Source organism: Sporomusa intestinalis, assembly GCF_055383785.1.
Genome location: NZ_AP042390.1, coordinates 1238020 through 1263522, shown reverse-complemented (window position 1 = coordinate 1263522; position 25503 = coordinate 1238020). Strand labels below are relative to the sequence as shown.

At 53.7% G+C, this 25503-nt stretch carries 21 protein-coding genes and 1 pseudogene; 8 read left to right on the top strand and 14 right to left on the bottom strand.

The features are described 5' to 3' along the window. Nucleotides 1-12 precede the first annotated feature (12 nt). The 5 genes from ACZ481_RS05725 to ACZ481_RS05705 all read right to left on the bottom strand — a co-directional run bounded on the left by ACZ481_RS05725 (nt 13) and on the right by ACZ481_RS05705 (nt 6349). Complete coding sequence (locus tag ACZ481_RS05725; RefSeq protein ID WP_464769201.1) at nt 13-1479, bottom strand: nitrogenase component 1; 1467 nt, start codon at nt 1477-1479, stop codon at nt 13-15. Between the two features lie 64 nt (nt 1480-1543). Beyond that, nucleotides 1544-2860, bottom strand: coding sequence for a nitrogenase component 1 (locus tag ACZ481_RS05720; protein ID WP_464769200.1), 1317 nt, complete (start codon nt 2858-2860; stop codon nt 1544-1546). Between the two features lie 274 nt (nt 2861-3134). Continuing rightward, on the bottom strand, nt 3135-3953 hold the full coding sequence (locus ACZ481_RS05715) for a class I SAM-dependent methyltransferase (protein WP_464769199.1): 819 nt from the start codon (nt 3951-3953) through the stop codon (nt 3135-3137). Nucleotides 3954-4248: 295 nt separating this feature from the next. Next, nucleotides 4249-5673 (bottom strand): sensor histidine kinase, encoded by a 1425-nt coding sequence (locus ACZ481_RS05710; RefSeq protein ID WP_464769198.1) that lies wholly within the window; start codon nt 5671-5673, stop codon nt 4249-4251. Then, entirely contained in the window at nt 5657-6349 is a 693-nt protein-coding gene (locus ACZ481_RS05705; protein ID WP_464769197.1) for a response regulator transcription factor, read from the bottom strand. The genes ACZ481_RS05710 and ACZ481_RS05705 overlap by 17 nt, the downstream gene beginning before the upstream one ends. A 288-nt stretch (nt 6350-6637) precedes the next feature. Here ACZ481_RS05705 and ACZ481_RS05700 point away from each other — a divergent pair, with 288 nt between their 5' ends. Together ACZ481_RS05700 and mrdA are read left to right on the top strand one after the other, a co-directional pair. Continuing rightward, complete coding sequence (locus tag ACZ481_RS05700) at nt 6638-7375, top strand: TVP38/TMEM64 family protein (RefSeq protein WP_464769196.1); 738 nt, start codon at nt 6638-6640, stop codon at nt 7373-7375. 34 nt (nt 7376-7409) lie between these two features. Then, entirely contained in the window at nt 7410-9224 is a 1815-nt protein-coding gene (gene mrdA, locus ACZ481_RS05695) for a penicillin-binding protein 2 (RefSeq protein ID WP_464770582.1), read from the top strand. On the opposite strand, the gene ACZ481_RS05690 is transcribed toward mrdA, so the two are convergent. Beyond that, a complete protein-coding gene (locus tag ACZ481_RS05690) occupies nt 9221-9397 on the bottom strand; it encodes a hypothetical protein (protein WP_464769195.1) in 177 nt (58 codons plus the stop codon). The genes mrdA and ACZ481_RS05690 overlap by 4 nt on opposite strands. 107 nt (nt 9398-9504) lie before the next feature. Here ACZ481_RS05690 and ACZ481_RS05685 point away from each other — a divergent pair, with 107 nt between their 5' ends. Further along, nucleotides 9505-10791, top strand: a complete 1287-nt coding sequence (locus ACZ481_RS05685) for a hemolysin family protein (protein WP_464769194.1) — start codon at nt 9505-9507, stop codon at nt 10789-10791. A 4-nt stretch (nt 10792-10795) separates the two neighbouring features. On the opposite strand, the gene ACZ481_RS05680 is transcribed toward ACZ481_RS05685, so the two are convergent. From ACZ481_RS05680 to ACZ481_RS05645, 8 genes and pseudogenes are all read right to left on the bottom strand, one after another. Next, complete coding sequence (locus tag ACZ481_RS05680) at nt 10796-11974, bottom strand: trans-sulfuration enzyme family protein (RefSeq protein WP_464769193.1); 1179 nt, start codon at nt 11972-11974, stop codon at nt 10796-10798. Nucleotides 11975-12250: 276 nt separating this feature from the next. Continuing rightward, nucleotides 12251-12778, bottom strand: a complete 528-nt coding sequence (locus ACZ481_RS05675; RefSeq protein ID WP_464769192.1) for a ferredoxin domain-containing protein — start codon at nt 12776-12778, stop codon at nt 12251-12253. 637 nt (nt 12779-13415) lie between these two features. Beyond that, nucleotides 13416-14063 (bottom strand): corrinoid protein, encoded by a 648-nt coding sequence (locus tag ACZ481_RS05670; RefSeq protein ID WP_464769191.1) that lies wholly within the window; start codon nt 14061-14063, stop codon nt 13416-13418. A gap of 78 nt (nt 14064-14141) precedes the next feature. Next, nucleotides 14142-15176 carry a uroporphyrinogen decarboxylase family protein gene (locus ACZ481_RS05665; protein WP_464769190.1) on the bottom strand — a complete coding sequence of 345 codons (1035 nt, stop codon included), beginning with the start codon at nt 15174-15176 and terminating at the stop codon, nt 14142-14144. A gap of 23 nt (nt 15177-15199) precedes the next feature. After that, nucleotides 15200-16552 (bottom strand): nitrogenase component 1, encoded by a 1353-nt coding sequence (locus ACZ481_RS05660; protein ID WP_464769189.1) that lies wholly within the window; start codon nt 16550-16552, stop codon nt 15200-15202. Beyond that, nucleotides 16549-17822: pseudogene (locus ACZ481_RS05655) on the bottom strand (nitrogenase component 1). Before ACZ481_RS05655 ends, ACZ481_RS05660 begins: the two are co-directional and overlap by 4 nt. Before the next feature lie 223 nt (nt 17823-18045). After that, the gene (locus ACZ481_RS05650; protein ID WP_464769188.1) at nt 18046-18891 is read right to left on the bottom strand and encodes a radical SAM protein; all 846 of its coding nucleotides are present in this window, start codon (nt 18889-18891) and stop codon (nt 18046-18048) included. Between the two features lie 68 nt (nt 18892-18959). Continuing rightward, nucleotides 18960-19247: a DUF2325 domain-containing protein gene (locus ACZ481_RS05645; protein WP_464769187.1), complete on the bottom strand. Its 288-nt coding sequence runs from the start codon at nt 19245-19247 to the stop codon at nt 18960-18962. A gap of 624 nt (nt 19248-19871) precedes the next feature. On the opposite strand from ACZ481_RS05645, the gene ACZ481_RS05640 reads away from it, so the two are divergent. The 5 genes from ACZ481_RS05640 to ACZ481_RS05620 are packed head-to-tail and all read left to right on the top strand — an operon-like array spanning nt 19872 to nt 25503. Then, entirely contained in the window at nt 19872-20954 is a 1083-nt protein-coding gene (locus tag ACZ481_RS05640; RefSeq protein WP_464769186.1) for a uroporphyrinogen decarboxylase family protein, read from the top strand. 2 nt (nt 20955-20956) lie between these two features. Next, on the top strand, nt 20957-21991 hold the full coding sequence (locus ACZ481_RS05635; protein ID WP_464769185.1) for a uroporphyrinogen decarboxylase family protein: 1035 nt from the start codon (nt 20957-20959) through the stop codon (nt 21989-21991). A gap of 4 nt (nt 21992-21995) precedes the next feature. Then, entirely contained in the window at nt 21996-23744 is a 1749-nt protein-coding gene (locus ACZ481_RS05630; protein ID WP_464769184.1) for an ASKHA domain-containing protein, read from the top strand. Next, nucleotides 23737-24414: a DUF1847 domain-containing protein gene (locus tag ACZ481_RS05625; protein ID WP_464769183.1), complete on the top strand. Its 678-nt coding sequence runs from the start codon at nt 23737-23739 to the stop codon at nt 24412-24414. The genes ACZ481_RS05630 and ACZ481_RS05625 overlap by 8 nt, the downstream gene beginning before the upstream one ends. Nucleotides 24415-24420: 6 nt before the next feature. Next, nucleotides 24421-25503 (top strand): ABC transporter substrate-binding protein, encoded by a 1083-nt coding sequence (locus tag ACZ481_RS05620; protein ID WP_464769182.1) that lies wholly within the window; start codon nt 24421-24423, stop codon nt 25501-25503.

Sequence of the window (25503 nt, the reverse complement as noted above, 5' to 3'; positions counted from 1 at the left end):
TCCGGCAGGCTGTCAGAGAGCAGCTTCCTCCAGAAAAGCAAAGCTGTTCTGCTGCAGCCACCAATCAGTGTAAGGGAGCTTGACTCTGGTCGCTAAATTCTTTGCCAGGCTGCGATTGGTCAAGGCATCGACAATCCGGTGGCCGAAGTCGATCAGCCCCTGATACCCGTAGGCTGTGTACTCATCATTGATCATAATTGACGGGATGCCTAACTTGGTAGCCCACACTGTGGTACCGCCGTGACGGGCCACGTACAGGTCAGGCTGCAGGCGGTTCAGCAGATTAATTACTTCAAAATTCTGCTGATCGGCCACACTTACAGGAATATTATCCTTGCCGGCAACTAAATACTGGGCAGATGCCGGGCAAGTGCCGTTATCATGCTGGGGATCAAAATGCCAGGTAGCCCCCCAGATCACATCAAGCCCTAACTCCCGCAAAGTCCGGATGTAATTTTGCCCAAAACTTGGCCCCATGCCGACCACCGCCTTATAGCCTGCCAACCGCTGCCGTATTGCCGCCAGTTCCGGGGCAATACGTTCTTCCTGCTGCTGAATATACGCCTCTACGTCCGCTTCCTTGCCAATAACCGCGCCTAAACCGCGCAGCCAGCTGTTCATCCCGGCAATACCATGGGGCTGTAATGTCTTGACATAGGGAACGCCATATGCCTGTTCGAGCGCATTGCCAATGTAACTGCCCAAGGTACCGCAAATGCTAACCGTCGCCACAGCTTCAGACAAACGTGTCAATTGCTCCACCGAACTGTACGGCAGTAAAAATACCGGTTCCAAAGCAAAATGAGCCAGCATTTCCGTAATCTGTCTGCGGGCGCTGCCATTAAAATTGACTACATTTACAGTATTGGACCGGCCCGCCGGCGGCTTGACCAGGGTCGTCAAAACAGCGTGAAAGGCGGCATCAAAGCCCGTAGCCCATATTTTAGAACGAAAACCCTCACAGTTTACCGAACCAATCGGGATGGGAATTTCTTCCTGCAATTCCTCAATTACACTCTGAATATCTTCGCCGATAATGCCTGAAACACAGGAAGTGGTAATAAAAATCGCTTTGGGATGAAAACGTCGATATGCTTCTTGAACAGCTGTGCGCAATTTAGCCACCGCACCGAAAACAGTATCTTCCTCCACCATATTGGTATTAATCAGGCGGATATTTTTGTGCTCCCAGCCGCGGATATGCTGACCCCACTTATTGACAGCATTGCCGCCTACCGTATCCGCAGCGCAGCCTACCGGGCCATGATTGACCACCGCCGCGTCGACAATGCGCGAAAGCTGCCCCTGGGCGCAACCTGAACTGCAGGCACTGGCCTGGCTGAAGCACCGTTCTTTATTGCGCAGCGCCCCGCAGGCCGCCTGCTCCACCAAATCCTTGATCGTGCCCTGGTAGCCGGTAATGGACCCCAGGCGATTCTCTCTTGTTGGCACCTCGGGGTGATTCAGATTGATTGCCATAGCTTAGTATCCCCCTCTGTCTTTTTGCTTCCTCAGCCTATCCGCTCGCCAGCACCCTCCCCGTCTACTGAAAATCGGCCAGCACCAAGGAGTAGATATCCTCCGCCAGCCGCAAACCGCCCTGATAGCCCACATAGGCCCGGTCTAAGGCCAATCTGTCGCTAACCGGCATGGATACAGAAAGCTGATAACCGTTAAGTTCCTCCGCCAGCACCTTATCCCACGCGCTGCCTATGATCAGGGGGCGGCCCCGGAACTTGATCTGCCTGATATCGGCATGGGCGGCGCCGCCGTCATTGGTAAAAATAACCTTGGCGGTAATGCCGTCCGTAAAGTGCTGGAACCCGGCCGTTATATTGTCCTGATGCTCTTCCAGAACACCGTCAGTAATGTATTGCGTCTCCGGCAGCAGCCCCAGATCATTGACCAGGAACCGGGAAACACCCAAGGAATAAAAACTGTCGGCAATCGTTACGAAGCGCCGGGGCAGCAACCTGGTTTCGAGCAGTACATCGGCGGAACGCTCAATGTAGTAGTAATACTCCGCCTCATGCCGGCTGATCACCCGCTCCACCTGTTTTCCCGCCACGCCTGTATACTCGCCAACCGTACGCAGAAAATTCGCGGTTTCGGTCGGGCCGATCGGCAATACCGGGTAATGCAGGTAAGGGGTATTATATTTCTCTGCCAAATGCCGCACGTTTTTCAGGCCAACCCAGGGTGAAACCAGCAGGTTGCAATGCGCCTGCGGCACTTTATGCAGTGCTGCCAGGCCTTTTCCCGGACCAAATATAACATTTGGCGTCAGACCAAGCGCCGCGACAAGGCGCTCCAGTTCTTGCAAGTTCCCCAGCCAGAAGGCGTCATGAAAAGGTACTACCGACCAAATATTGACAAGCCCCGGCTTAACGTTCGCCGCCGGTGGCAAATACTGGTCAATGATGGCATCAATGACCAGCTCATGACCCAAAAGATTAGTCCCCTTAAAACCGCCGGTTTCGGCATATACAACCGGTTGACCCTGCTCCTGAAACCGCCGGGCCGCTTCCCCCACATCATCACCGACAATATCGGCGACGCAGCCGGTAACCACAACGAATAAGTCGGCATCAATGACTTTCAGGGAATTGGCAATGATGTCTCTGAGTCGTTCATTGCCGCCAAAAATAACCTCTTTCTCCCCGATATTCGTGCACGGCACCGAGTGGCCGCCAACATAACCGGAGCCTTGACAGCCATTTTGCAGGCCCAGCGCCCCCCATAGCTTCTGGCCGCAGCCGGGTCCGGCATGCAGGATAGGTACTGCCCGTTCAATGGCCAGCACTGACTGCAAAGCCCCTAACGAGCATACATGTCTTACCTGTTCAATATATTGCGCCATTTCATCACCCCGGAAAAAATATAGGCCACAGAAATAGCCGGCTATTTCTGTGGCCTTCAGTTAATAACTGATCAGCCCCCGTAGAGGGACATTCTCTGCGACGGTTGTGCATGCAGGTAATACTGGCCGCTAAACCATGCAAAAAGGCTGTATCCAATAAAAATGGATACAGCCTCCAGTTTCTGACCAGTCAGCGCTGCCTATGTAACTTTGTATTTACAGTCACTATACACCTATATACATTATTTGTCAATAAGGTTTTTATGGCTGTCATTTATTCCGCTTTAGCCGCAACGGCAAATATCGTATAATGACTGAACTGAATTCCCTGATCTGTGCGGCTCTTCTCCAGTTCCACCTCTATATCCGCCTTGGCCTGAGCCCGCAGGGCGGGCGGCACATGGTTCAGGTAGTTGCCGAAACAACTGGCCTCCTGAAACAATGTCACCTCCCGGGCGTTTTGGTAGACCTGGACACTGCTTTGAATGTGAACGTCATCCACCCTGAAGCCGGCCCCTGTCAGCAATTGCAGCAACCTGGTCGTTGTCAGCCCATGCTGGATGTGCGCACACTCTTCCTTATTTACTCTCTGCCGGTACGGCTCCCGCCGGAGCACGGCATCGGTAATCACCTGCAGCCCCGTAACCGTGTTCAGTTCTGTGGCGCCGGTAGTAATACCCACGGCTCCTCCCGGTTTCAGCACCCGGAATATTTCCCGTAAAGCTAATTCCTTATTCAATACCCAGTGGAACACTGAATTTAAATAGACGATATCAAAGCTGCTGCCGCCATACGGACTGAGATCCTCGGCATTGCCGGCCTGAAAGACGGCATTGGTGTATTCGTTTTTTTCCTTGGCAATGTTAACCCGGTCCGGCAAGGGATCAATGCCGACCAAACGCCCGGCCGGGCTAAGCAGCGCTAGGACGTGCCTTGCCAGTCTGCCGGTGCCGCAGCCGATATCCAAAACCGTGGCCGCAGGCTTGATGGCAAGCATAGCTACCAGACTGCAGCCTTTAGTAAACTGGGTATCGCTGATCGCTTCATAAGTATCTGCAAGTGTCCCGTTATCAAGGGTAAGATGAACCGCCATAGCTAACCTCCTCGTTCTTTAACAGAAAAGGCTGTGTCTTGGCCATGTTATATTTTAGTTTTAGGGCGAGACAAAATGGCCAAGGGCAAGGAAGCGCCGACAACGCATACTGGAAGGGGTCTGCTAGGAGGGACTGACGCCGCCTTTGGCCATTTTGGCCGTCATCAAACTAAAAAGATAATGTGGTCAAGACACTATATCCCGTACCCACCAGGGACATAGCCTCCAGTTTTTTTAAACAAGCCAACAATATTACTTGTAGACAGATTAACCGATTATACAATATTTGTCAATATCAATCGGTAATTTCTGCCGGCGCTTTGACCGTCAGCCGTAACGTAACCGTCGTCCCCGCGCCGTCGCTGCTGGCCAGGTGAATGCTGCTGCCATGCTCCCGGGCAATCCAGCGGGCAATGGCCAGTCCCAGCCCGGCGCCGCCGGTGCTTTTGGACCGGGATTGATCGACACGGTAAAAACGGTCAAATACTTTGGCCTGATCGGCGGCGGGAATGCCGATGCCCGTATCGGCAATAGTAATTTCAAGATACTCGCCGCTGTGCCGGGAGGCAACACGAATGGTGCCGCCCCCGGGTGTATATTTGATACTATTCTCAATGAAAATACGTACCATCTGTTTGATAGCGGCTTCATCCGCCTCGATGACAGCCAGATCATTATGCTCCAGTACGATATGATGGTCAGGGGCGATCATGCGGGTTTCCTGAACAATCGTTTCCATCAGGGGAGCCATTTCCAGCCGGGTTTTGCGCAGAACCTGCTTGCCCTGGTCCGCCCTGGCCAGAAACAGCAGTTTTTCAATCAGGTTATTCATATTGGCGGCTTCCGATTTTATGGCCGCCAGACCTTCCTCCAGAGCCGACTGCTCTTGCTTGCCCCAGCGGTCCAGCATATTGGTATAGCCGCTGATGACGGTGATAGGGGTCCTGAGCTCGTGCGAGGCATCAGCAACAAAGCGCTGCTGTTGTTCAAATCCTGTTTGCAGCCGGGTAAGCATGTGATTGAAGGTTTCGGCCAATTCATCCAGTTCGTCACCGCTGCGGCCGCCGGGGATGCGTTTTCCCAGGTCATTGACCTGTATCTCCCGGGCGGTGGCCGTGATGCTGCGCAGGGGCCGCAGAATTCTGCGGCTGATAAAAATCCCGGAGAAAACAGCAATCAGTAAACCGAGCAGGTTGGCCGCGGCCAGGATTTTGGTCAGGGTCTGCAAAAAATGGATCTGTTCTGTCAGGGCCTTTAAGAGCTGCAGTTGATAGGTTTGTCCGCCCTGCTGCACAGAGTGGGTGACATAGTAGTAATAGGTATGATCCATGTTGATGATGCGGAGCGTATTTTTTTTGAGCAGAACAATTTCTAAGGGGTCCTGGTCCGCGACCGCTTCTTCCAGGGTTTCAGGATTGCCTGGCAGGTACTGGGCGCTATCCAGTATCAGATCGCCCTGCTGATCCAATACTTTGAGGATAACACCGGGAACGAGCAGATTGTTTTTGAGTATATGCTGATCAATCGGGTTACCTGATGACAAATGCTGCGTTAGACTGGCGGCACTGATGTCAAGATCGGTCTTGGCCTGGGTATAGAGAACATGATAGAGGGCCGAAACAGTCAGCACACTGGTGAGGAATAGGATGCAAAACAACATGGCAGCATATAAAACGGTAAGCTTTACCGATATGGAGACTTGTTTAATCTTTGACCACATAGCCAAAACCCCTGACAGTGTGAATGTATTTCTGGCTGAAGGGCTCATCCAGTTTGCTGCGCAAATACCGGATATAGACATCAACGATATTGGTATCGCCGGCATAGTCGTAGCCCCAGACCTCCTGGAGGATATTCTCGCGGTCAAGCACAACATGCTTATTGCGAATCAGATAGGCAAGGAGGTCATATTCTTTTTTTGTCAGTTCGACCGTCTGGCCGCCAACCTGCACTTCATACCGGGCGGGAAACAATACGATGTTTTTCAGGCGCAGCTCATTGTCGCTTTCCGGCTGCCGGGCCTGTTTATGTTTGCGGAGGGCGGCGCGGGTACGGGCCAGCAGCTCCTGAATAGCAAAAGGCTTGGTCAGATAGTCGTCGGCGCCGGTATCAAGGCCCCGGACTTTATCTTCAATATCGTCCTTAGCAGTAACCATTATAATCGGGACTGTCGAAACCGCACGCACCCGCCGGCATACTTCCAGGCCGTCCATCTCCGGCAGCATGACATCCAGGAGCACTAAACTGAACTCTTCCTGCATAATGCGGTCCAGGGCGCGGCGGCCATTGGTTTCGATGCTTGCATGGTACCCTTCGTGGGTCAGTTCCATTTGCATAAAACGGGCAATTTTCCATTCGTCTTCGACAATCAGTATTGTTTCGGTTTCGGGGTACATCCGCTACCTCCCTTGCAAAAGCTGTTTATATCGTTATTGTACTATAGATAAAGCAGTTTTTCGGCCCTGAGCACCAATTTTAATCCAATTCTAATCTGATTCTAACGGCGGTATAATGTTGAGCGGCTATACTTACCCTGTACTTGTCTGCTAATATTAAGGAGGGTTAGGTAGTTATAGTGTAAGCCGGTATTGTGAATGCAATTCTTGTGTCCCTATTCGTGCTGTTGCCGATTCCCCCGGCATATATTTATATCACTCCAGGTAAAGGAAGGAGCAAGGCCCTCGATGCATTATGTTAAAAAACTGGCCGCCAGGCTGTCCGGGTTGGCAGCCGAGGCTTGGCTGAAAGGCGGGCTGGTTGTTTTTCTGATAGGGGGGGCCCTTTTGGTGCACTGGTACAACCCGGCTTTGTACGCAACGCTTTGGTATCTGCTCACCAGCGGCGATATCCAGGCCCTTGCCGACGTACTGCGTGCTTATGGGTTGTGGGCAATCATTATCAGCATCTTGTTTAATATTGCGATTAATATGCTGGGCTTTTTGCCTTCCATATTTATCTCTGCCGCCAATGGTGTGGTATTCGGGCTAATACCCGGCATATTTATTTCCTGGCTGGCCGAGTGCCTTGGCGCAATCATCAGCTTTGTGCTCATCCGCCGCTTTTTCCGTCATACGGCAGAGCGCTTAATTGTAAAGAGCAAATATCTAGGTAAACTGGATGAGTTCAGCGGCGCCAACGGCTTTACCATGATGCTGGCGGCCCGGTCACTGCCGGTCTTGCCGGCCGGGCTGATTACAGCCGCGGGAGCCGTGAGCCGGATTAGGTTCCGTGACCATGCGCTGGCCACGCTGCTGGGCAAATTTCCGGCTACAGCGCTGGAAGTTATGGTTGGCTATGATCTGGTCAACTACGAACAAAACCTGCTGCGGCTGTCTGTTGTCATTGGGCTCGCTTTCCTCATCTATTACCGGGTATGGTGGCGGCGGCGCCAACGACAACAATCCCCTACCGAAGAGCGGTAACATTGAGGCTAAAGATTAGGAAAGGATGAGCAGAATGCTAGCTAAACGATCAAACCGGCTCAATATTTTTTTATTCGCTATCATACTGCTCTTTATTGCCTTGGTGGCCCGGTTTGGCTATTTACAGCTAATTAACGGCACCGCCTATCAGGCCCTGGCCGATGGCAACCGGATCCGGATTATGCCGATAATGGCGCCACGAGGATTGATTTACGACCGCAACGGTGAGACGCTGGTGTCAAATGAGCCGGGGTTTGCGGTTGCCATCTCGCCTGTAGCCGGCCCGGTGCCCGAGGCTGTACTCGACCGGCTGGCTGTGATTCTGGCAATGGACCCCCGGGAAATCCGCCTGAAGATTGAACAGCGGCAAAACAGATCACTCCAATTTATCCGCATCAAAGATAATGTAAGCAATGAGGTGATTACCCAGATAGAAGAACGGCGGCGCGAGTTTCCCGGTGTAACGATTGAGGTTAAAGCAGTAAGGCATTATCTTTATCAGGAGCTGGCCGCCCACCTGTTTGGTTATGTGGGCGAAATCAGTGATCCAGAGCTTAAGCAAAAAAGGGACCTGGGGTATCGGGCCGGCGACATTGTCGGCAAGGCGGGACTGGAGCAGGTCTATGACCAGGAGCTGCGGGGAATAAACGGCGGCAAGCAGCTGGAAGTCGATGTGGCTGGCGAATTTGTGCAGCTCTTGGGCAAAAAGGAGCCAATTCCCGGTAATAATCTGGTGCTGACCATTGATGCCCGCATTCAGAAAACTACGGAAAAAGCACTGGATGACCGGCTGCAATACCTGCAGACGAGATTAGGCAATATCAATGCCAAGGCGGCCGCCGCGGTGGTCATGAATCCTCAAACCGGCGAAGTTCTGGCCATGGCAAGCCGGCCGGCCTTCAATCCTAATGTGTTTAATGGCGGTATCTCGCCCAGGGCCTGGGAGGAAATTAACACCAATCCTTTTAATCCCATGCTCAATCGGGTAATTAACGCCGAATACCCGCCAGGGTCGGCTTTCAAGATTGTAACCGGAGCGGCGGCACTGGAAACAGGCAAGATAACCACCACGGAAAAGATCCTGGATACCGGCAGGCACTGGCTGGTGCCGAAGGGCAATGCCCATGGGGCCGCATTAGGCTGGATTGATTTTCATGTCGCCTTAGCCAAGTCTGACAATGTGTATTTTTATGAGCTGGGCAACCGTTTAGGCATTGATGAACTGGAAAAGTGGGCCTACCGGTTTGGCCTGGGAGCGCCAACCGGCATCAATCTGCCCCATGAAAATGAGGGACTGGTTGCTAACCGGGCCTACAAGCAGCAGGTATTTGACGAAGAGTGGTATTTGTCGGAAACATTTGATGCGGCAATCGGCCAAGGCTTTCAATTGGCAACACCGCTGCAACTGGCGGCCATGATCAGCCAGATTGCCAATGGCGGTCAGTTTTACCGCCCCTATCTTGTCAGTAAAATTTTAGCCCCTGATGGGGAAATAGTAAAAACCTTTGGTCCGGAAAAACTGGGCAGCGTACCGCTGTCGCCGGCGACTTTGACAGCAATCCGGCAGGCGCTGCGGGATGTTGTTACGCCAAGCGGCAGCGCCGGTTATGTTTTTACCGATTTTCCCGTACCCATCGCCGGTAAAACCAGTACGGTGGAAAACCCGCATGGCGATGACCATGGCTGGTTTGTAGCCTACGGGCCTTATGATAATCCCACAGTAGCCATAGCGGTTATTGTGGAACAAGGGGGCTACGGCTCCGACGCGGCAGCGCCGATTGCCCGCAAAATTTTTGAGACTGTTTTTGAATTGTCCGCAGGCGCTGATGCAGCTGAGGAACCGGCCTAAAATCCGGCGGGAATGATGATGATTCCTGCTGTCGTGGCCGCGAAAACCGCCAGTCCTGCCAATGCCAGGACCGGCTTAGCGGCGGGGCCGTTAACAATAAAGAGGGCTGCCGGGCAACCCTCTTTATCATAATATACTGTGTAATTTAGCGGCACAAGGGATAAACTTGTCATAGGACCCGGTTTTTCATAAAAGAGGAGGTGGACCGATTTTCCCCGGCTTGGGGGAAGGTCGGATTTTATTGGACCCAGCAACGATTATCTGGAACATATTCTTAGTTATGTTTTTAGTGCTGTTAAATGGTTTTTTTGTCGCTGCCGAATTCGCCATGGTCAAAGTGCGCAGTACACGGATTGATACCCTCCTGCAGGAAGGAAATATGCGGGCTAAATATGCAAAACGTCTGGTCGACAATCTCGATGCTTATTTATCAGCCTGCCAGCTTGGGATCACTCTGGCTTCGCTGGGTCTGGGCTGGATCGGTGAACCGGCCATTGCCCGCCTGCTGGAGCCGGTGCTGACCGACCTGGGCCTGTCGGGAGCGATGATTCATACCGTTGCCTTTGCCATTGCCTTTTCCATCATCACGGCCCTGCATATTGTCCTGGGTGAGCTGGCGCCAAAGTCACTGGCGATTCAGCAGGCCGACAGTGTAACCCTCTGGACGTCGGTGCCGCTTATTGCCTTTTATAAGCTGATGTTCCCGGTTATCTGGGTATTAAACAGTGTGGCCAACTGGCTGCTGCGGCTGGTCGGCATCCAGGTGGTAGGCGAACATGAGGCGGCCCATACAGAAGAAGAAATCCGGATTCTCATGGAAGAAAGCCATAAGCAGGGCTATATCAATAAGGCGGAACTCACGTATGTTGATAACATTTTTGATTTTGCCGAAAGGCATGTCTACGAAGTGATGATTCCCCGTACCGATATGGTCTGCTTATATGCCGAGGACCCGTTTGCCGTCAATCTTGAAAAAGCGTTAACCGAGCAGCTTACCCGTTACCCGGTGTGCGATCCTGATAAAGACAACATTATTGGCTTTGTCCATCTTAAAGATTTGTTTTCCGCGCTGGCTAAAGACGAAACACCGGCACTTAAGGAAATCGTGCGGGATATTATGGCGGTGCCGGCCTCAATGGCGATCAGCGATCTGTTAAAACTGATGCAAAAGAACAAGGCCCAAATTGCAATTGTAATTGATGAATATGGCGGTACGGCCGGCTTGGTAACGGCGGAAGACATCCTGGAGGAAATTGTGGGCGAAATTCAGGATGAATTTGATGAAGAACGGCCGTTTGTCGAAATCCGGAAAAATAATATGCACTCTGTTGATGCCCGGCTGCTGCTGGGACAGGTCAACGAAATTTTCGGTTTGAACCTGGATGCCGAAGACGTCGATACCTTAGGGGGCTGGATGTCGCTGCAGGTGGAGATGCCGCCGCAGGTCGGCCGGAAGATCTGCGCCGACGGCTATGAGTTTATTATTGAAGAGGCGGATAATAGAAGGGTTACCCGGGTTCTGTTGCGGAAACTGGAAGCCCCGGCCGCCGACTCCCCCCCTGCTTAACTGCCTACAGACCGCAGTGGTCAAAGGCTTGCTGCAGGTCATAGATGATGTCTTCAGGCGCTTCAAGCCCCACACTAAACCGGAAATGCCCGTTTTGAAACGCAGGCGGATAGAAATGATTCCGTTCATCGTTCGGACCGGTATAAACGATCAGGCTCTCATCATGCCCGATAGAAACAGCCGGAACAATCACGGCCAGTGAATTAATAAACTTGTTATGGGTAGCCACATCGGCCTGTAAGCCAAAAGCCATAACCCCGGAGTACATGGTCATCTGCTTCCTGGCTATTTCATGCTGCGGATGGCTGCTGAGGCCCGGATAGGCAATAAAGGCAACGGCCCGGTGGGCTTCGAGAAACCGGGCGACCTGCAAGGCGCTCTCACTGTGCTGCTTCATGCGCAGGGGCAGCGTAACCACACCGCGCATAATTAACCAGGCATTAAACGGGCTGATTGCCCCGCCCAGATTGACCATGGCCTGCCGTTTAATCTGATCGATCAGCTCGTGGCGGCCAATGACCGCTCCGCCCATGGCATCGCCATGACCGTTAATATATTTTGTCAGGCTATGGATGACTAAATCGGCTCCCAGGGCAAGCGGCTGCTGCAGAAACGGCGAGGCAAACGTACTGTCAACGGTAAGCAAAGCGCCGGCCGACCTGGCCAGCCTGGCAATTTCGGCTATATCGCTGACCCGGGTAGTCGGGTTGCCCGGTGTCTCAATGTGAATGATTTTGGTATTAGGACGCAGGGCCTGTTGGATCGCCTGTAAATCGGCGGTGTCTACCAGGCTTGTTTCGATCCCGTATTTGTCCGGAAAATATTCTTTGAGCAGTCTGTATACGGCAATATACGAAACATTGGAACAAATGATATGCGCACCTTGTTCCAGAAAAGTAAAGAAGACACCGGCCAGGGCCGCCACCCCGCTGCCTAATACCACACAGTCCTCCCCGCCCTCCAGGGCCGCCAGTTTTTCCTGCAGATAGATCTGGTTTGCCGATGTATTTCTGGTATAAACCAACTGATTCGGATCACTCCAGTTTAGGGCTGATGCATCCTCAGGCAGGCGGTAACTGTTGGCCATCGTGAGCGGCCGTCTTATAGCGCCGGTTTCTTTGTCAATCCCATTGCCCGTATGGACGCACTGTGTTTGAAACCTGAATTTTTTCTTGTCAGCCATGAATAAACCCTCTTTCCCGTTTTTGTTAATCTATAGCCAAATAGGCTCTTCTTGCTGCCTACCCTGTAAGCCACGCCCTGCATGGCAAAATAAAAAAACCGAAGACAAAGGTATTGCTACCATTTGGCCTTCAGTCCTTCTGATCAACCTGTAACCAATTTGATCATACCATTTTTTATCCAATCCTGCAATATATATCCCCCGGTTCCGGGGAGATTCCTCTGCGGAAAAAAGCGCTATTGTCCGCTTACCGGACAAATAGCGCTTTTTTCGCCCTTACCTGTCAAAAAATGGACTCTTACCGGTTACGCTAAGCGGAATTGCATAGGCAATGTTAACTTCCTGGCCGGTAAGACCGATCTGAATGGCGGCTTTGCCGGCACTGAACATGACCCGGTTATCCGCATGGTGCAAAGCGGCGGCATTCACTGCCGATCCCACGGCAATCCCCAGGTCGCCGGTGCTGATGGCACATATCCCGGTGCCTTGGGCACATTCCCCGCAATCGGCATAGCCGCAATAACCGCAGGGGCTGACGCCCAGCGGCTTTACCTTCTGCCCCAATATTACCACCACCGGGGCCTTATCAATACAGTTGGCGTCCCGTTCGAAAAATTGCATACCCGCTTCCCTGGCAATGCGCCGCATTTCAGCGGCCAGCTGGTCTTTTTCCCGCCCATTCACAATAAGCGTTACGAGATTATCCACGCCTCTTGCTTTCGGGGCCGTTCTTGCCGCCACACACATCAAATCGGCAGCCTGCAATACCGCACGTTCCTCAATTTCCTGGCTACTCATAATCATTGGCCAATTCCCCCGTTCCTTAATAAATATTTCCATCATAACCGGGACGCTTCAAAATTTATTTTTTCTGACAGCATCTATATCCATAATAGTAATCATACTGTGTTTTGGCAAGTACGCACTAAAATGTAGTTTAGTATCCATCTGTATACTATCAACAATATATGTTTGTATTAATATTATTGGCTTTCTTGGCCGGCGCAGCCCGAAATTACTCAATAAAAAAAACCGCTAGCGCGGTCCTTTGGCTTTGCACACGTCAGTTGATCTGGAATGCAAGGGCCGTGTCTTACTTTTGTCATCGCCACAAAAGTAAGCAAAAAGTCTAGGCCCAGAGCCTCCAAAAGCTGAAAAGGCGGGCGATATTCCTAAAATCCGCAAACTCGCTCCGCTCAAACAGTGCGGCTTTCTTTACGGAATACCGCCCGCCTTTTCTCCTGCGGAACGCTTTTTCCGGCAAAGGGCCGGGGGGTTACCGGGGGCACCGTTTCTGCTCAAGCTGGGCATTGACCTTGGTTCCCCTAATTTTATAAGGACTTTCAGTCTCTCAAAACTTATAATTTCTGATAGTAATAAAAAAACCGCGAAGGCCCGCGGTTTTTCCTGTTAGCATTTATAAAATTGCAGCTTTAGTAATCTAGGCCAGCAGCCGCCGGGAGAGCCGGACGGCCTCGGCCGCATTCACAGCATAACCGTCAGCCCCGATTTTATCGGCAAAGCTTTGCGAAATCGGCCCGCCGCCAACAATCACCTTATAGCGGTCTTTAATTTCCTGGGCCTGCAAAATACGTACAACCTCGGCCATTCCGTCCATGGTGGTGGTCATTAACGTAGCTACGGCTATGATATCAGCCTGAACCTCTTTGGCCTTCTCCACGAAAGTCAGGGGGGGAATGTCCCGCCCCAGATCGATTACATCAAAACCCGAGGTTTCCAGCATAATTTTCACCAGGTTCTTGCCGATATCATGGGTGTCGCCTTCGACAACCCCGATGACTACTTTTTGTTTTTCCCCTTGTTCGGCGGTTTTTATATGCCCTTTTAATATATCGAGCCCGGCATACATGGCGTCAGAGCAGAGCAGCAGCTCGGGGATAAAATACTCTTCCTCTTCAAACAATTTGCCGGCGCGGTCCATGCCATCCGACAGGCCCTTCTCGACCGCTTCATAGGCATCAATGTTTGCCGCTACAATCGCCTGCGCCAGGTTTATCGTTTCCTCTTCATCCATATCCACAACAGCATCTGAAAGCTTTTTGAACAATTCTTCCTTATTTACCGACATAGTAAGCCTCCTATAAATTCAAATTCATTGGTGTCTGTTCCGAGTCGCTTCGCCTGAGCCGGTTCAAACGGAGAAATGCTAAACAAATTCCCGCCCGGCCTGCAGAAAGGCCTGCACATTGTTCAGCGGCACACCGGGCGGGATATCGCACCCCGGCATGAGAATATAGTTTGCAGCCTGGCCGGCCTGCCGGATGCATTGCTCCGCAGCCTGGATTATCGCCGCCGGCGCTGCGTCCTTGAGCAATACCGGGTTCACATTGCCGGCTACCGCCACTCTGCCCTGCAGCACCTGCTGGGCTAAGCCTAAATCCACTTTATAATCCAGGGATAACAGATCAATATGCATAGCGGGAACAAGTTCTAAACGATCTTTAATATTGCCGCATATATGAAGGGTGGCGAAAGCTCCGTGCTGCTGTAATTGCTGCGCAACCTGCCCAATATAGGGGGCAACAAATTCTTCAAAGTGCCTGCGGGAAACCAGGTCGCCGGAGGCAGTCGGTTCGGCGACAGATATGATTTCAGCCCCTGCGGCAATCGCCGGCACCAGGTAGGCAAGGCATACCTCGGTCATTACCGCCATCAGGGCATGGATTGCCTGTTTGTCTTTATACATGCCCCGCATCAGCTTCTCGACCCCATAAAACTGTCCGGCCAGGGTAAAAGGTCCCCAGCCGGAGGTTCCCACCATTACCCTGTGGCCTGTTTGCAATTGCACCTGCCTGATGATCAGGCGGATAGCCCTGACCCATTCATGCTGGTCAATTTTCCCCAGGTCAAGCCGGTCAGCTGCCGCCGCTTTGACCAAAGCCGGTTGCACTACATCAATATTTCCCTGCGGCCGGAATTTAATCTCGCCTCCCAGAATATGCACAAGCAGATTATGATAACCTGACCCCGGCCAAACAATAGCAGACTGAATCCATTGGTTAACCTCGACAATAACCGGCGCCCCCAATTCCGGCTTTTCCAGAATCTCAAGCAGTGTTAACCCTTTCTGCCTGAAGGCCCAGGTTCCGCCGGACAGCAGCGCAGCCGGAACCGGGCTGCGCTCAGACCGGGTGGTGTTTTTAGCATGTAATGCCTGGAGAATCCTGTCCTTGGGCAACATATGTCCATTCCCCCCTCACTCCATTACCTGCCGGCAATGATTACACTCAGTAAATCCTCGATCAGTGTCAGCCCGCCGCTGTAACCGGCATAGCCTCTGTCAATCACAGCCCGGTTGGCTACCGGAAAACTGACGCTTAAATGGCCGGCCCCCAGCTCCTTAGCCAGCTCACGATCCAGCGAACTGCCAATAACAAAGGCCGGGTTGAGGGGATTGGCATATTTTCCGGCCTGAAACTGGCTTTTTTCCCAGTGTTCCCGTACGGCAGCAGCAATGACGCTGCCATCGGTGTCAAATACGACCTTAGGGTATAAACCGCTGGCCAGATTGGTTAAACGGCCGCTTATACCGGCCGCTTGCTCCTCATCCAGGATATCGGTAATGCCCAAAACCTCCGGCAGCCAGCCCAGGTCATCGGCTAAAAACCGGGTCAGGCCGGTAACATAATTGCTGTCGCCGATAATAACGGCATACCGCTGCAAATCAATATCATTAAAACAGTCAATCAGCGGCTCCAGCAAGTGGTAATAACGTTTGGTTTCCTCGTGAACAAGGTTATCGACCAGTGCCTGATCCAGATTAAGTGCTGCCCCGACTGAACGCAAAAATGCACTGGTAGCAGACGGACCTATCGGCAGCGTGGTGGCTATAAAGGGGGTGCCGTGGATTTCCTGCGCGAGTTGAGCCGCCCCTACCCCAAAGACGTCAGATAAGACAATATTTACAGCCGCGCCGCCAGCGTTCCTGATGCCGGCGATGCTGTCATCAATTGTAAAAAAGCTGTTTACTATCAGACCAAGCTTTTCGAGCAAACGGCGTATACCGGTTAGATTGCCACGCCAAAAGATATCCATAGAAGGGGTAATTCCCCATAGGTTAACTAACCCCGGCTGTTTAGCCGGTGTTTTGTCCACAAAGTTTTTAAATAAGCTTTGCAGTACCAAGTCATAACCCTGATAGGAGTTACCGCGGAAGCCGCCGGTTTCGGCAAAGAGAATAGGGATCCCCTGCGCCTGCAGCGGCTTTACCACCGAACCGACATCATCGCCAATGACCTCGGTCACGCAGCTTGTTAGCACAATATAGAGATCACCCTGCATAACCGCCAGTGTATGCCTGACTTCCTCCTCCAGCCGCTCGGCCCCGCCAAAGACGACCTCCCGCTCCTGGATGTTGGAACCGGGCATGCTCAGGCCGCCGCAATAGCCGCCGACCTGCAAGCCACAGCCGCCGGCCTGGGTCCAGGTAAAATTACCGGCACAGCCCGGCGGCGCATGGAGAATCGGCACTGCCTGCGGCAAGGCGCTGACGGTGGCGATAGCCCCTCCCAAGGCACAGGTATAACGCGGTCTCTCAACAAAAGTATAATTGCTCATTCCAAGTCACCGCCGGCAGCGGCAATATAGGTAAACGGGTCCTGCTGATACCAGGACTGCTGATACGGCAATTGGACAAATCTGCTGATATTGCTGTTAAAGCGGGGATTTTTCAACTGGCGGTACAGGCGCCTCGCCAGTTCATATGCACCGCGGTAGCCTACATAATGCAAACCGGTATTATAAATCACATGGGTGGCAATACCCAGTTTGGCCGCTGTGCTGTTGCCATTCATATGGCCTAAAAAAACATCAGGCCGTATTCTGCGCAATAGATTGGCTTCTTCAAAGGGCTGGCAATTGGCAATATTAAGCGGATAATCGGTTCCGGTCAGCCGCAGTAATTTTTCATATTCAACCTCAGCAAACTCATCATGATGAAAAGCCCTGACGCCTACTACCTCAAACCCCAGCTCGGCCAGCAGGATGGCGGTGGAGAGCGCCCGGAACTCACCGGCGCTGACAAACGCCTTTTTGCCTGCAAACATTGGCTCAGCGGCGCCAGCGCCGCCGCCAGTTCAGCTTCCTCCCGGGCAATGATTGTTGACGCCTTGTCGCTAAGCCCGAAAAATGCAGCCACATCCTGCAGCCATTTGCCTGTGTTGTCAATACCAATCGGCATATGCCTGATAATAAACGGAACCTGATAGGTTTCCCGCAGATGGTTGAGCATATAATCGTCATGGGTTGGACAGGTACTAATCGACAAATCAGCTGCCGCCATACGCTGCATGGCACCCGGCTCAGAGAAAACCGGAAAGATATTCACTGCCAGGCCCAGACCCGCCAGCAGCCGCTCCAGTTCAACCTCATCCACCCGCCCCATGGACGACATATTCATCAGGTTGACCGTATTGCCAGACTTCTTGACAGCCAAGCCGGGCTCAGGCAGCAAGGTGCGGCCGATGGCATGATAAACCGCATCATAGGCAGTCGCCCAGATTTTAGTTTTAAAACCCTCACAGTGGACCGGCAATAACTTCGCCCGGACCTCAGGCTGCACCTGCTCGACTACCCCGTCCACATCGTCCCCGATTATACCGGGTACACAACTGGCAACCACAAAAATAACGGCAGGCTGGTAGCGCCTGTCAGCGGCAATAATCGCCGCCGCCAGCTTCGGCTCACCGCCGCTGATTACATCGGCTTCGGTTAAACCGGTGGACAGCCAGGTGCCGTCCTTCACTACGCCCCAGCGGTGGTTATTGCCGGACCGTACGCCGGCATTGCCGCCGTGGCAGGATGAACCGCAGCCCAGGCCGCCGTGCATCAGGACAACGCTGTTGGGTATGCTGTTCATTGTTCCTAAGGCCGGCAGCAACAGACAGATTGAATTTTGGGTAAACCGCCGTTGACTGTCAGGCTGGCAGCACTGCAGCCGCCGGGTTGCCAGTTCGCCCAGTGCCGCTCCGTGCGCAATGCAGGCCTGCAGCCTGTCTTCCCGGCGCGGCGGCTCTTTCTGCTTGAAATAACTCACTTGTTCTCATCCTCCTTTAATGGCTGGCAGCCAATATACCGCCCTTATTACAGAGCATCCCGGCCAGATCGGCCGCAGTGCCAGGCAGGGCGCAGGCGTCAGTCCGGCACTGCTGGCAATGGTTAATAACCGGCAGATACTTGCCGGCGGCCTTACGGGCAGCGGTAAGCTCCCGGCAGTCAGGAGGGCGGCGGTTGCGGAATTCGTGGTCGGGAACCAGCGGCAGGATGTTAATGCACGCGGCTCCGGCCTGGGCTGCGGTCCTGGCAATATCGCCAATGTGCCGGTCGTTAATACCGGGAATGAGGACAGTATTGACCTTTACCGCCACCCCCAGGCTTACGGCCTTTTCCATACCGGCCAATTGCGCCAGCACCAGCCAGCGGGCCGCCATTTCACCGGTTATGTATTGACCGTTATGCATGATGTGCGAGCAGATCTTAACCAGGGTTTTAACCTCAATGGCGTTGACCGTCACGGTAATAGCCCGTACGCCGGCCTTTACCAAACCATCAATTTTTTCTTTCAGCAATAAACCGTTTGTGCTCAGGCACTTGATCAGGCGGGGATAACGCTCATGGACAAGCCGGAACGTTTCCAGGGCATAATCGCCGGCCAGGGTATCGCCAGGCCCGGCGATGCCCACAACCGTCAGTTCAGGGCAGAGCTTTACCGCCCTGTCCAGTACCTCAAGCGCCTGGGCCGGGGTTAACAGCACCCGGCCCGTACCAGGCCGGTCTTCATTCTTATTAAAATCACGCCGGCAAAACCGGCACTGAATATTGCATACCGGGCTGACCGGCAAGTGGATGCGTCCGCATTTCCCCTGGGCTTCAGCGCTAAAGCAAGGATGCTTCGACATGATGTTCTCCCCCTTGCCCTGGCTCATTACGACCACCCCCAAAGAATAGTAAGGGTTCCCCCCTTGGCTTACCGCAAGCCGAGGCTGGCAAGCTTGTGCTCGACAGCACACCACGAGCGTTTGGCGTAAACCAGGGGCACAGCCTGTGCTTTCGCATGGCTTTTTACTGCTTTGGCAATATTGTGATTGACATAATCGGTAAACACCAGGACAAATGCCACCGATTTAGGGATGGAAACCCGGCGGATTTCCCCGGGGTTTCTCCCTGTGAAATGGGCGATTTCAGTGACACCCAGCTCACGCATTTTCTTTTCAATTGTTCCTAAATAATCAGCGCCTATGACCATGGCCGTCATAACCTCATCCCCCTTTTATTATCACTATGAAAAAGAGGCAACCGGAACCTGCCGTGTCACAACGGCAGGCTGGTTACCTCTGGTTACTTCCAGTCAGTAATTGCTCTATGGTTCATTACAGTGTATGCAGAAGCAGCGTCAGCAGAATCCATTGCCGGCTTCACAACCGCCAAAAAATTGAGAAAAAGCTATGCTGACAAGGTACTAGCAGAACAAAAAAAGGCAACCGCGGCTGGCTCCAGCCGACGATCACCTCCGGTATTCCGGTCAGTAAAAGCACGTAGATTGATTAGGCTCATGGTAGCACAGAGTCCAAACCGCTGTCAACCCCCGCCCCGGGCAGATGAATATATTTTTATAAAAATGCCTTGCACTTTTTAACTTCTTGGCATATAATTGCCACAATAGCTGCATATACCCGGGGCTGATCAGACAAACTGAAGGCCAAAAGAAATGGCACCATTTCTTTTGGCCTTTTTTGCGTTGCCGGCAGGCATTTTCCCTTTCCCATACCAAGCCAGAACTACTTGGCGCAATCAGCCTGTTGTCAGTACCAGCTTGGGGTTACAGCCTGCAGCCAGTATAGGGCAATTACACCAATGCCATAAAGGAGGCACCGCAAAAATGCCAAAAGACCAAATGACGCCAATTGAACGGTTGTCAGCCTACAGCCAGGGACAGCCGATTGACCGTCTGCCTTGTGTTCCCATCGTCGGCAACACAGCCGCGCGTGTAATCGGTGTCAAAGTCAGCCAGCTGCCGGCCAACGGGCAACTGCTGGCGCAAGCGCAGATTAGTGCTTATCGCCGCTTTGGCTATGACATTATCCGCATCTTTACCGACCTGTATGGTCAGGCGGAAGCCATGGGCGCTGTCATTCGCTATCCCCAGGATGAAACCGCCTATCTGGATCAGCCGGCCCTCACCGCTATCAGCGAGATTGACCGTTTAACACCAGCCAACCCCTATCGGGACGGCAACCTGCCCCACCAGCTGGAAGCCATGAAAATTGCTGTGGAGGAAGTCGGTAAGGAGGTCGTTGTTACCGGCGCGCTCACCGGCCCCTTCACCAATGCGTCCTTTCTCATTGGCGCGGAAAACCTGACCCGGCTTGTCGCCAAAAACCCCGAGGCCGTGCACCGCTTGTGCCGCCTTTCGCTGGAAACCTCTTTACAGTATGCCCAAGCGATCATTGATGCCGGCTGCACCCCCAGCCTGACAGACCCGATGTCCTCAGCCACGATCATCAGTCCCAAAAAATTTGAAGAATTTTCTTTCCCCTATCTTAAACAGCTGATTGACTATATTCACAGCCGGGGCAAAACGGTTACCCTGCATATCTGCGGTAAAACCGCAAAAATATGGGAACTCATGGCCAGTGCCGGCGCCGACTGTATCAGCATCGATAATGCCGCCAGCCTGGCAGAAGCCAAGGCTAAGGTTGGCGACCGGCTGCGCCTGATGGGTAATGTCCAGCCGTCAGAGGTGATGCTGCAAGGCTCCCCGGCCGATGTGCGCCGGGCTGTTCTCAGCGGCGTTCGCGACGCCTATGATAACCCCAAAGGCTATATTGTCGCCTCCGGCTGCAGCCTGCCGACCGAAACCCCGTTCGCCAACATAGATGCCATGCTTGCCGCCGTACGCGAAATCGGCTATCCTATCACAGCTGAAAAACTTACTTATCTGGAACAGAGGTGGTCAAACTGACAATGCTGACTGAGAAGCAGCGGCTACTGGCCGTATTAAACAAACAACCGGTTGACCGCCCGCCGGTTATCTGCCCCGGCGGGATGATGAACGCCGCCATTGTTGAGGTTATGAACAGCAGCCAGCATACCCTGCCTGCCGCCCATACCGCCCCGGACCTAATGGCCGGTCTGGCCGCTGCGGTTCATAATCTCACCGGGTTTGAGAACCTTGGCCTGCCTTTTTGCATGACCGTCGAGGCCGAATTGTTAGGCAGTGAAATTGATTTAGGCACCCTGGAGTGCGAGCCGAAAATAAGCAAGGAGGTATTTGCGTCAGCCGCCCAGGTGGAATACAAGGATATCAGCGCCATCCTGGCCACCGGCCGCATTCCCGTCGTCTGCCAGGCGGCCGCCAGTCTGTCCGCCCGCCATCCGGATATCCCGGTCATCGGCAGTCTGACCGGACCGGTAAGCACAGCCGCCTCCATTATTGATCCCCTCCGGTTTTTGAAAGACCTGCGGAAAAACCCAGCAGCCTCCCACCAGGTGTTTGAATATGTGACCGACCTGTTAATCGGCTTCGCGCACCGGCTCATTAACCATGGCGCCGCCGTCATTGCCATTGGTGATCCCACGGCAACCGGCGAAATTCTCGGCCCTAAAATGTTTGGCGAGTATGCCGTTACCTATATCAATAAATTGACAGCCGCCGTGCAGCAACGCAATGTCCCGGTAATTGTCCATATTTGCGGTAATCTGAACAGTGTAAAGCCCCTGATCCCCAGCCTGCGCGCCAATGCCATCAGCACCGACGCCGTAGTCAGCTTGCAGCAGCTTAAGGCTGAATTCCCGCAGCTAACGACAATGGGTAATGTCAGCACCTACCTGCTGGAATTCAGCCAGCCGGAAAAAGTGGCCCGGCAAACCAGCAACTTAGTGGCCCAGGGGATTGATATCATCGCTCCGGCCTGCGGTCTCAGCACCTCAACCGCCTTGCCCAATATCCGGGCGATTACGGATACTGTCAGGAACGCCGCAGCGGCCGGGAGGATATGAAGCAATGACCACCGTACGCTTTTGGCCTGCCACCGGCCCGGTGGATTCCAGCCCGGTGGAAGTGGTACTGGAGGGCGGCACGACTGTCCTGGCGGCAGCCAGGGCCGCCGGCGTCCTGCTGGAATCGCCGTGCAACGGGGCCGGCACCTGCGGTAAATGCAAAGTAAGCATTCCCGCCCCGTCCCGGCCTGCACTCTACAGCCTGGAGGAAACTTGCCGCCATCGCCTGACAGCCGAGGAAATAAGCCAGGGCATCTTCCTCGGCTGCATGACCGGGATTCGGGCCCGGCCGGGTGCCGCCGGCAATCATCCCCCTGTCGACATTTTCCTCATTGGCCACCAGGACACAGCCAGGTTGCAAATCGTAAGCCAGGGCAAGCAGCTGGCCATTACGCTTGACCCCTTCATCCACAAGCGGTATGCGGCCGGTGCCAATGAGACTGAAATCTTAGCCGGATCAGCGGTGCTCGGAACAGAGCCTGGCAATACCACCGCCGCCGTCCATGGCGTGGTCGTTGATATCGGTACCACTACCCTGGTTGCCGCCTTGTTCGACCTGACCACCGGTGCCGAATTGGCCTCCGTATCGGCCCTCAATCCGCAAAGTCATCATGCCCAGGATGTCCTGTCCCGGATCAAGCTGGGATCAACAGCCGACGGACTGGCCATGCTCCATACCGCGATCATCGGCGCTATCAATGACCTGACCGGTCAACTCGCCCACATGGCCGCAATCAGCACCGACACGATTTACGAAGTTGTCTTCAGCGGCAATACCTGCATGCTGCATCTGGCCCTGGCTGCCGACCCGGCCGCATTGGGCCGGTATCCCTATACCCCGCTGCTGTGGGGTGACAGTTATCATCCGGCGGCGGCAATAGGGCTTAGGGGCGCCCCGTGCGCCCGCATTTACCTGCCGCCGGTTATGTCGGCCTATGTGGGCGCAGATATTACGGCCGGCATTTTAGCGGCCGACCTGCCCCAGCTCACAGGCACCACCTTATTTGTCGATATCGGCACTAACGGGGAAATGGCGCTGGCGGTCAACGGCCGCCTGTCGGTAACCTCAACCGCCGCCGGTCCGGCTTTTGAGGGGATGAATATCGCCTGCGGCATGAGAGCCGCCCCCGGGGCGATTGAAAAATTCACCGTAGAGGCCGAGGGCGCCACAGCCTTACAAACCATTGGCGGCGTTCCTGCTACCGGTATTTGCGGCAGCGGCCTGCTCGATATTGTGGGTGAGCTTGTCAGAACCGGCGTCATCAACACAACCGGAAAATTCAGCAGACCGGATAACCAGCGCTGGCCCCGGCTCCAACAAAACCTGCACCAAGAAAACGGGAAAACAGTGTTTATCCTGCACCCGCCAGTCTATCTGTCGCAGAAAGACATTCGCCAGGTCCAGCTGGCCAAAGGCGCTATCCGGGCGGGGATAGAATGCCTGCTTGCCGCCAATGGCCTGGACGCAGACGCTGTTGACCGCGTTTTTATCGCCGGTTCCTTTGGCTTCCACCTTACTGCCGCCAGCCTGATCCATATCGGCATGCTGCCCCCCCAGTTCAGCGGCAAAATCAGTTTCCTTGGCAATACCGCCAAAACAGGGGGGCAGGCCCTGCTCCTGCAGCAGAGCTCCCGGCAGGCCCTGGCGGCCTTAAGCAAGCAGGTGGCGGTTGTTGAACTGGCCACCTATAACGACTTTGACAAGACCTTTATCAGGTGCTTACATTTTGAGGAGGTATACCCGCATGAGTGACCCAGCCGCGCACGGCCATCTGAGCTGTGCCAATTGCCATCAGCTAAACTGTTATCGCCGCGACAAACGCTTTCCCGACTTCTGCCTGAGTGTGACCTCGCGGGGTGAGGCCGATATTGACGACGAAATAGAAAAAGTCAGGCAGCACTACCTGGCGGAAGGGGCCGACCGCAGCATGGCCCTGGCGGCAGCCGAGATTGAAGGCTTATATTATGGCAAGCTGACAAGGGTTGAGGAAATCATCGCTTTTGCCAAAAAAATCGGCGCCAGGAAGCTTGGCATCGCCACCTGCATCGGCTTGATTGAGGAAACGCGGGTCTTTGTCCGGGTCCTGGCGGCCAAAGGCCTTGACAGCTACAGTGTGCTGTGCAAAGTCGGTTCCCTCGACAAGACGGCCATCGGCGTACCGCCGGAATATAAGGTGCAGCAGGGCTGTCATGAAGCGTTATGCAATCCGGTCCTCCAGGCCCGGCTGCTGAATCAGGCCGGCACTGATCTGAATATTATCGTGGGACTCTGTGTCGGCCATGATTCCCTGTTTATTAAGCACTCGTCGGCCCCGGTTACGACCCTGATTACCAAAGACCGGGTACTGGGCCATAACCCGGCGGCAGCGCTTTATACCAGTGGTTTTTATTACAAACGGTTGTTACAGGAAGAAAAGGAGTGATTGACAGTGATTAAACACCGCCTGATCATTGCAGGCCTCACCGTATCCTTGCTGCTCGGCCTGCTTGCCGGCTGCGGTCAGCAAAAGGCGCAGCCGGCAGCCCCGGCAGCTTCCCAGTCCGCCGCCCCGGCCGACAAAATCAAATTTAATATCGGGTATCTGCCGGCGGTTGGCCATGTACTCTATTTTGTCGCCAAGGAAAAAGGCTTCTACGACCAGGAAGGGCTGGATGTCGAGCTATTCCAGTTTACTAATTCCGGCGAAGGCTTAAATGCCATTAAGGCCGGCAAGCTGGATGCCGGCTCGTTTGGCACCTCGGCCCCGCAGGTCTTTATCGCCAAAGGCATCCCGTTTGTGAATATTGGCGGCATGCAAAGCGAAGGCCACGCCGTTGTGGCCAAACCGGAAAATGCCCAGCAATTTTCCAGCCTGCAGGGATTTGTCGGCAAAAAGGTGGCCACGGTCCGCCTGGCAACAGGTGACGCGGTCTGGCGGGCGGCCATGTCCCAAGCCGGCATTGACTGGAAAACCCAGGTAACCATTCAGGAGCTCGATTCACCGGCCGCCGTACTGGAAGCCGTCAAAAAGGGAGCGGCTGATGCCGGCCTGGTCTGGGTTCCTTTCTCGGAGATGGCTGAAAAACAGGGCCTGACGCTGGTATCCTGGTCGGCCGAACATATGGATGGCCATGTCTGCTGCCGGGTAGTAGCCCTTGACGATAAACTGCAAACCAACAAGGAGGCTTACATCCGCTTTAGCCGCGCCAATATCCGCGCCTATGACTTCTACATCAACCACCAGGATGAAACCCTGGATATTCTCAATAAATATGTCAAGCTGGATAAGGAACTGCTCAGAAAAGCCACCTACAGCGGCCATATCCACAGCATTCCGGACCCTGACAAAAAACGGTTTGTGGCTTTTTGGGAGGCAATGAAAACAGCCGGCTATATTCAAAGTGATATCGATATCACCAAACATATCAACAGTGATATCTATAAAACCGCCCTCGATCAGTTAAAACAGCGGGAACCGCAGAATACCACGTACCAGCAGCTTGACAGGGACTTTACCGCCAACAACCTGTAA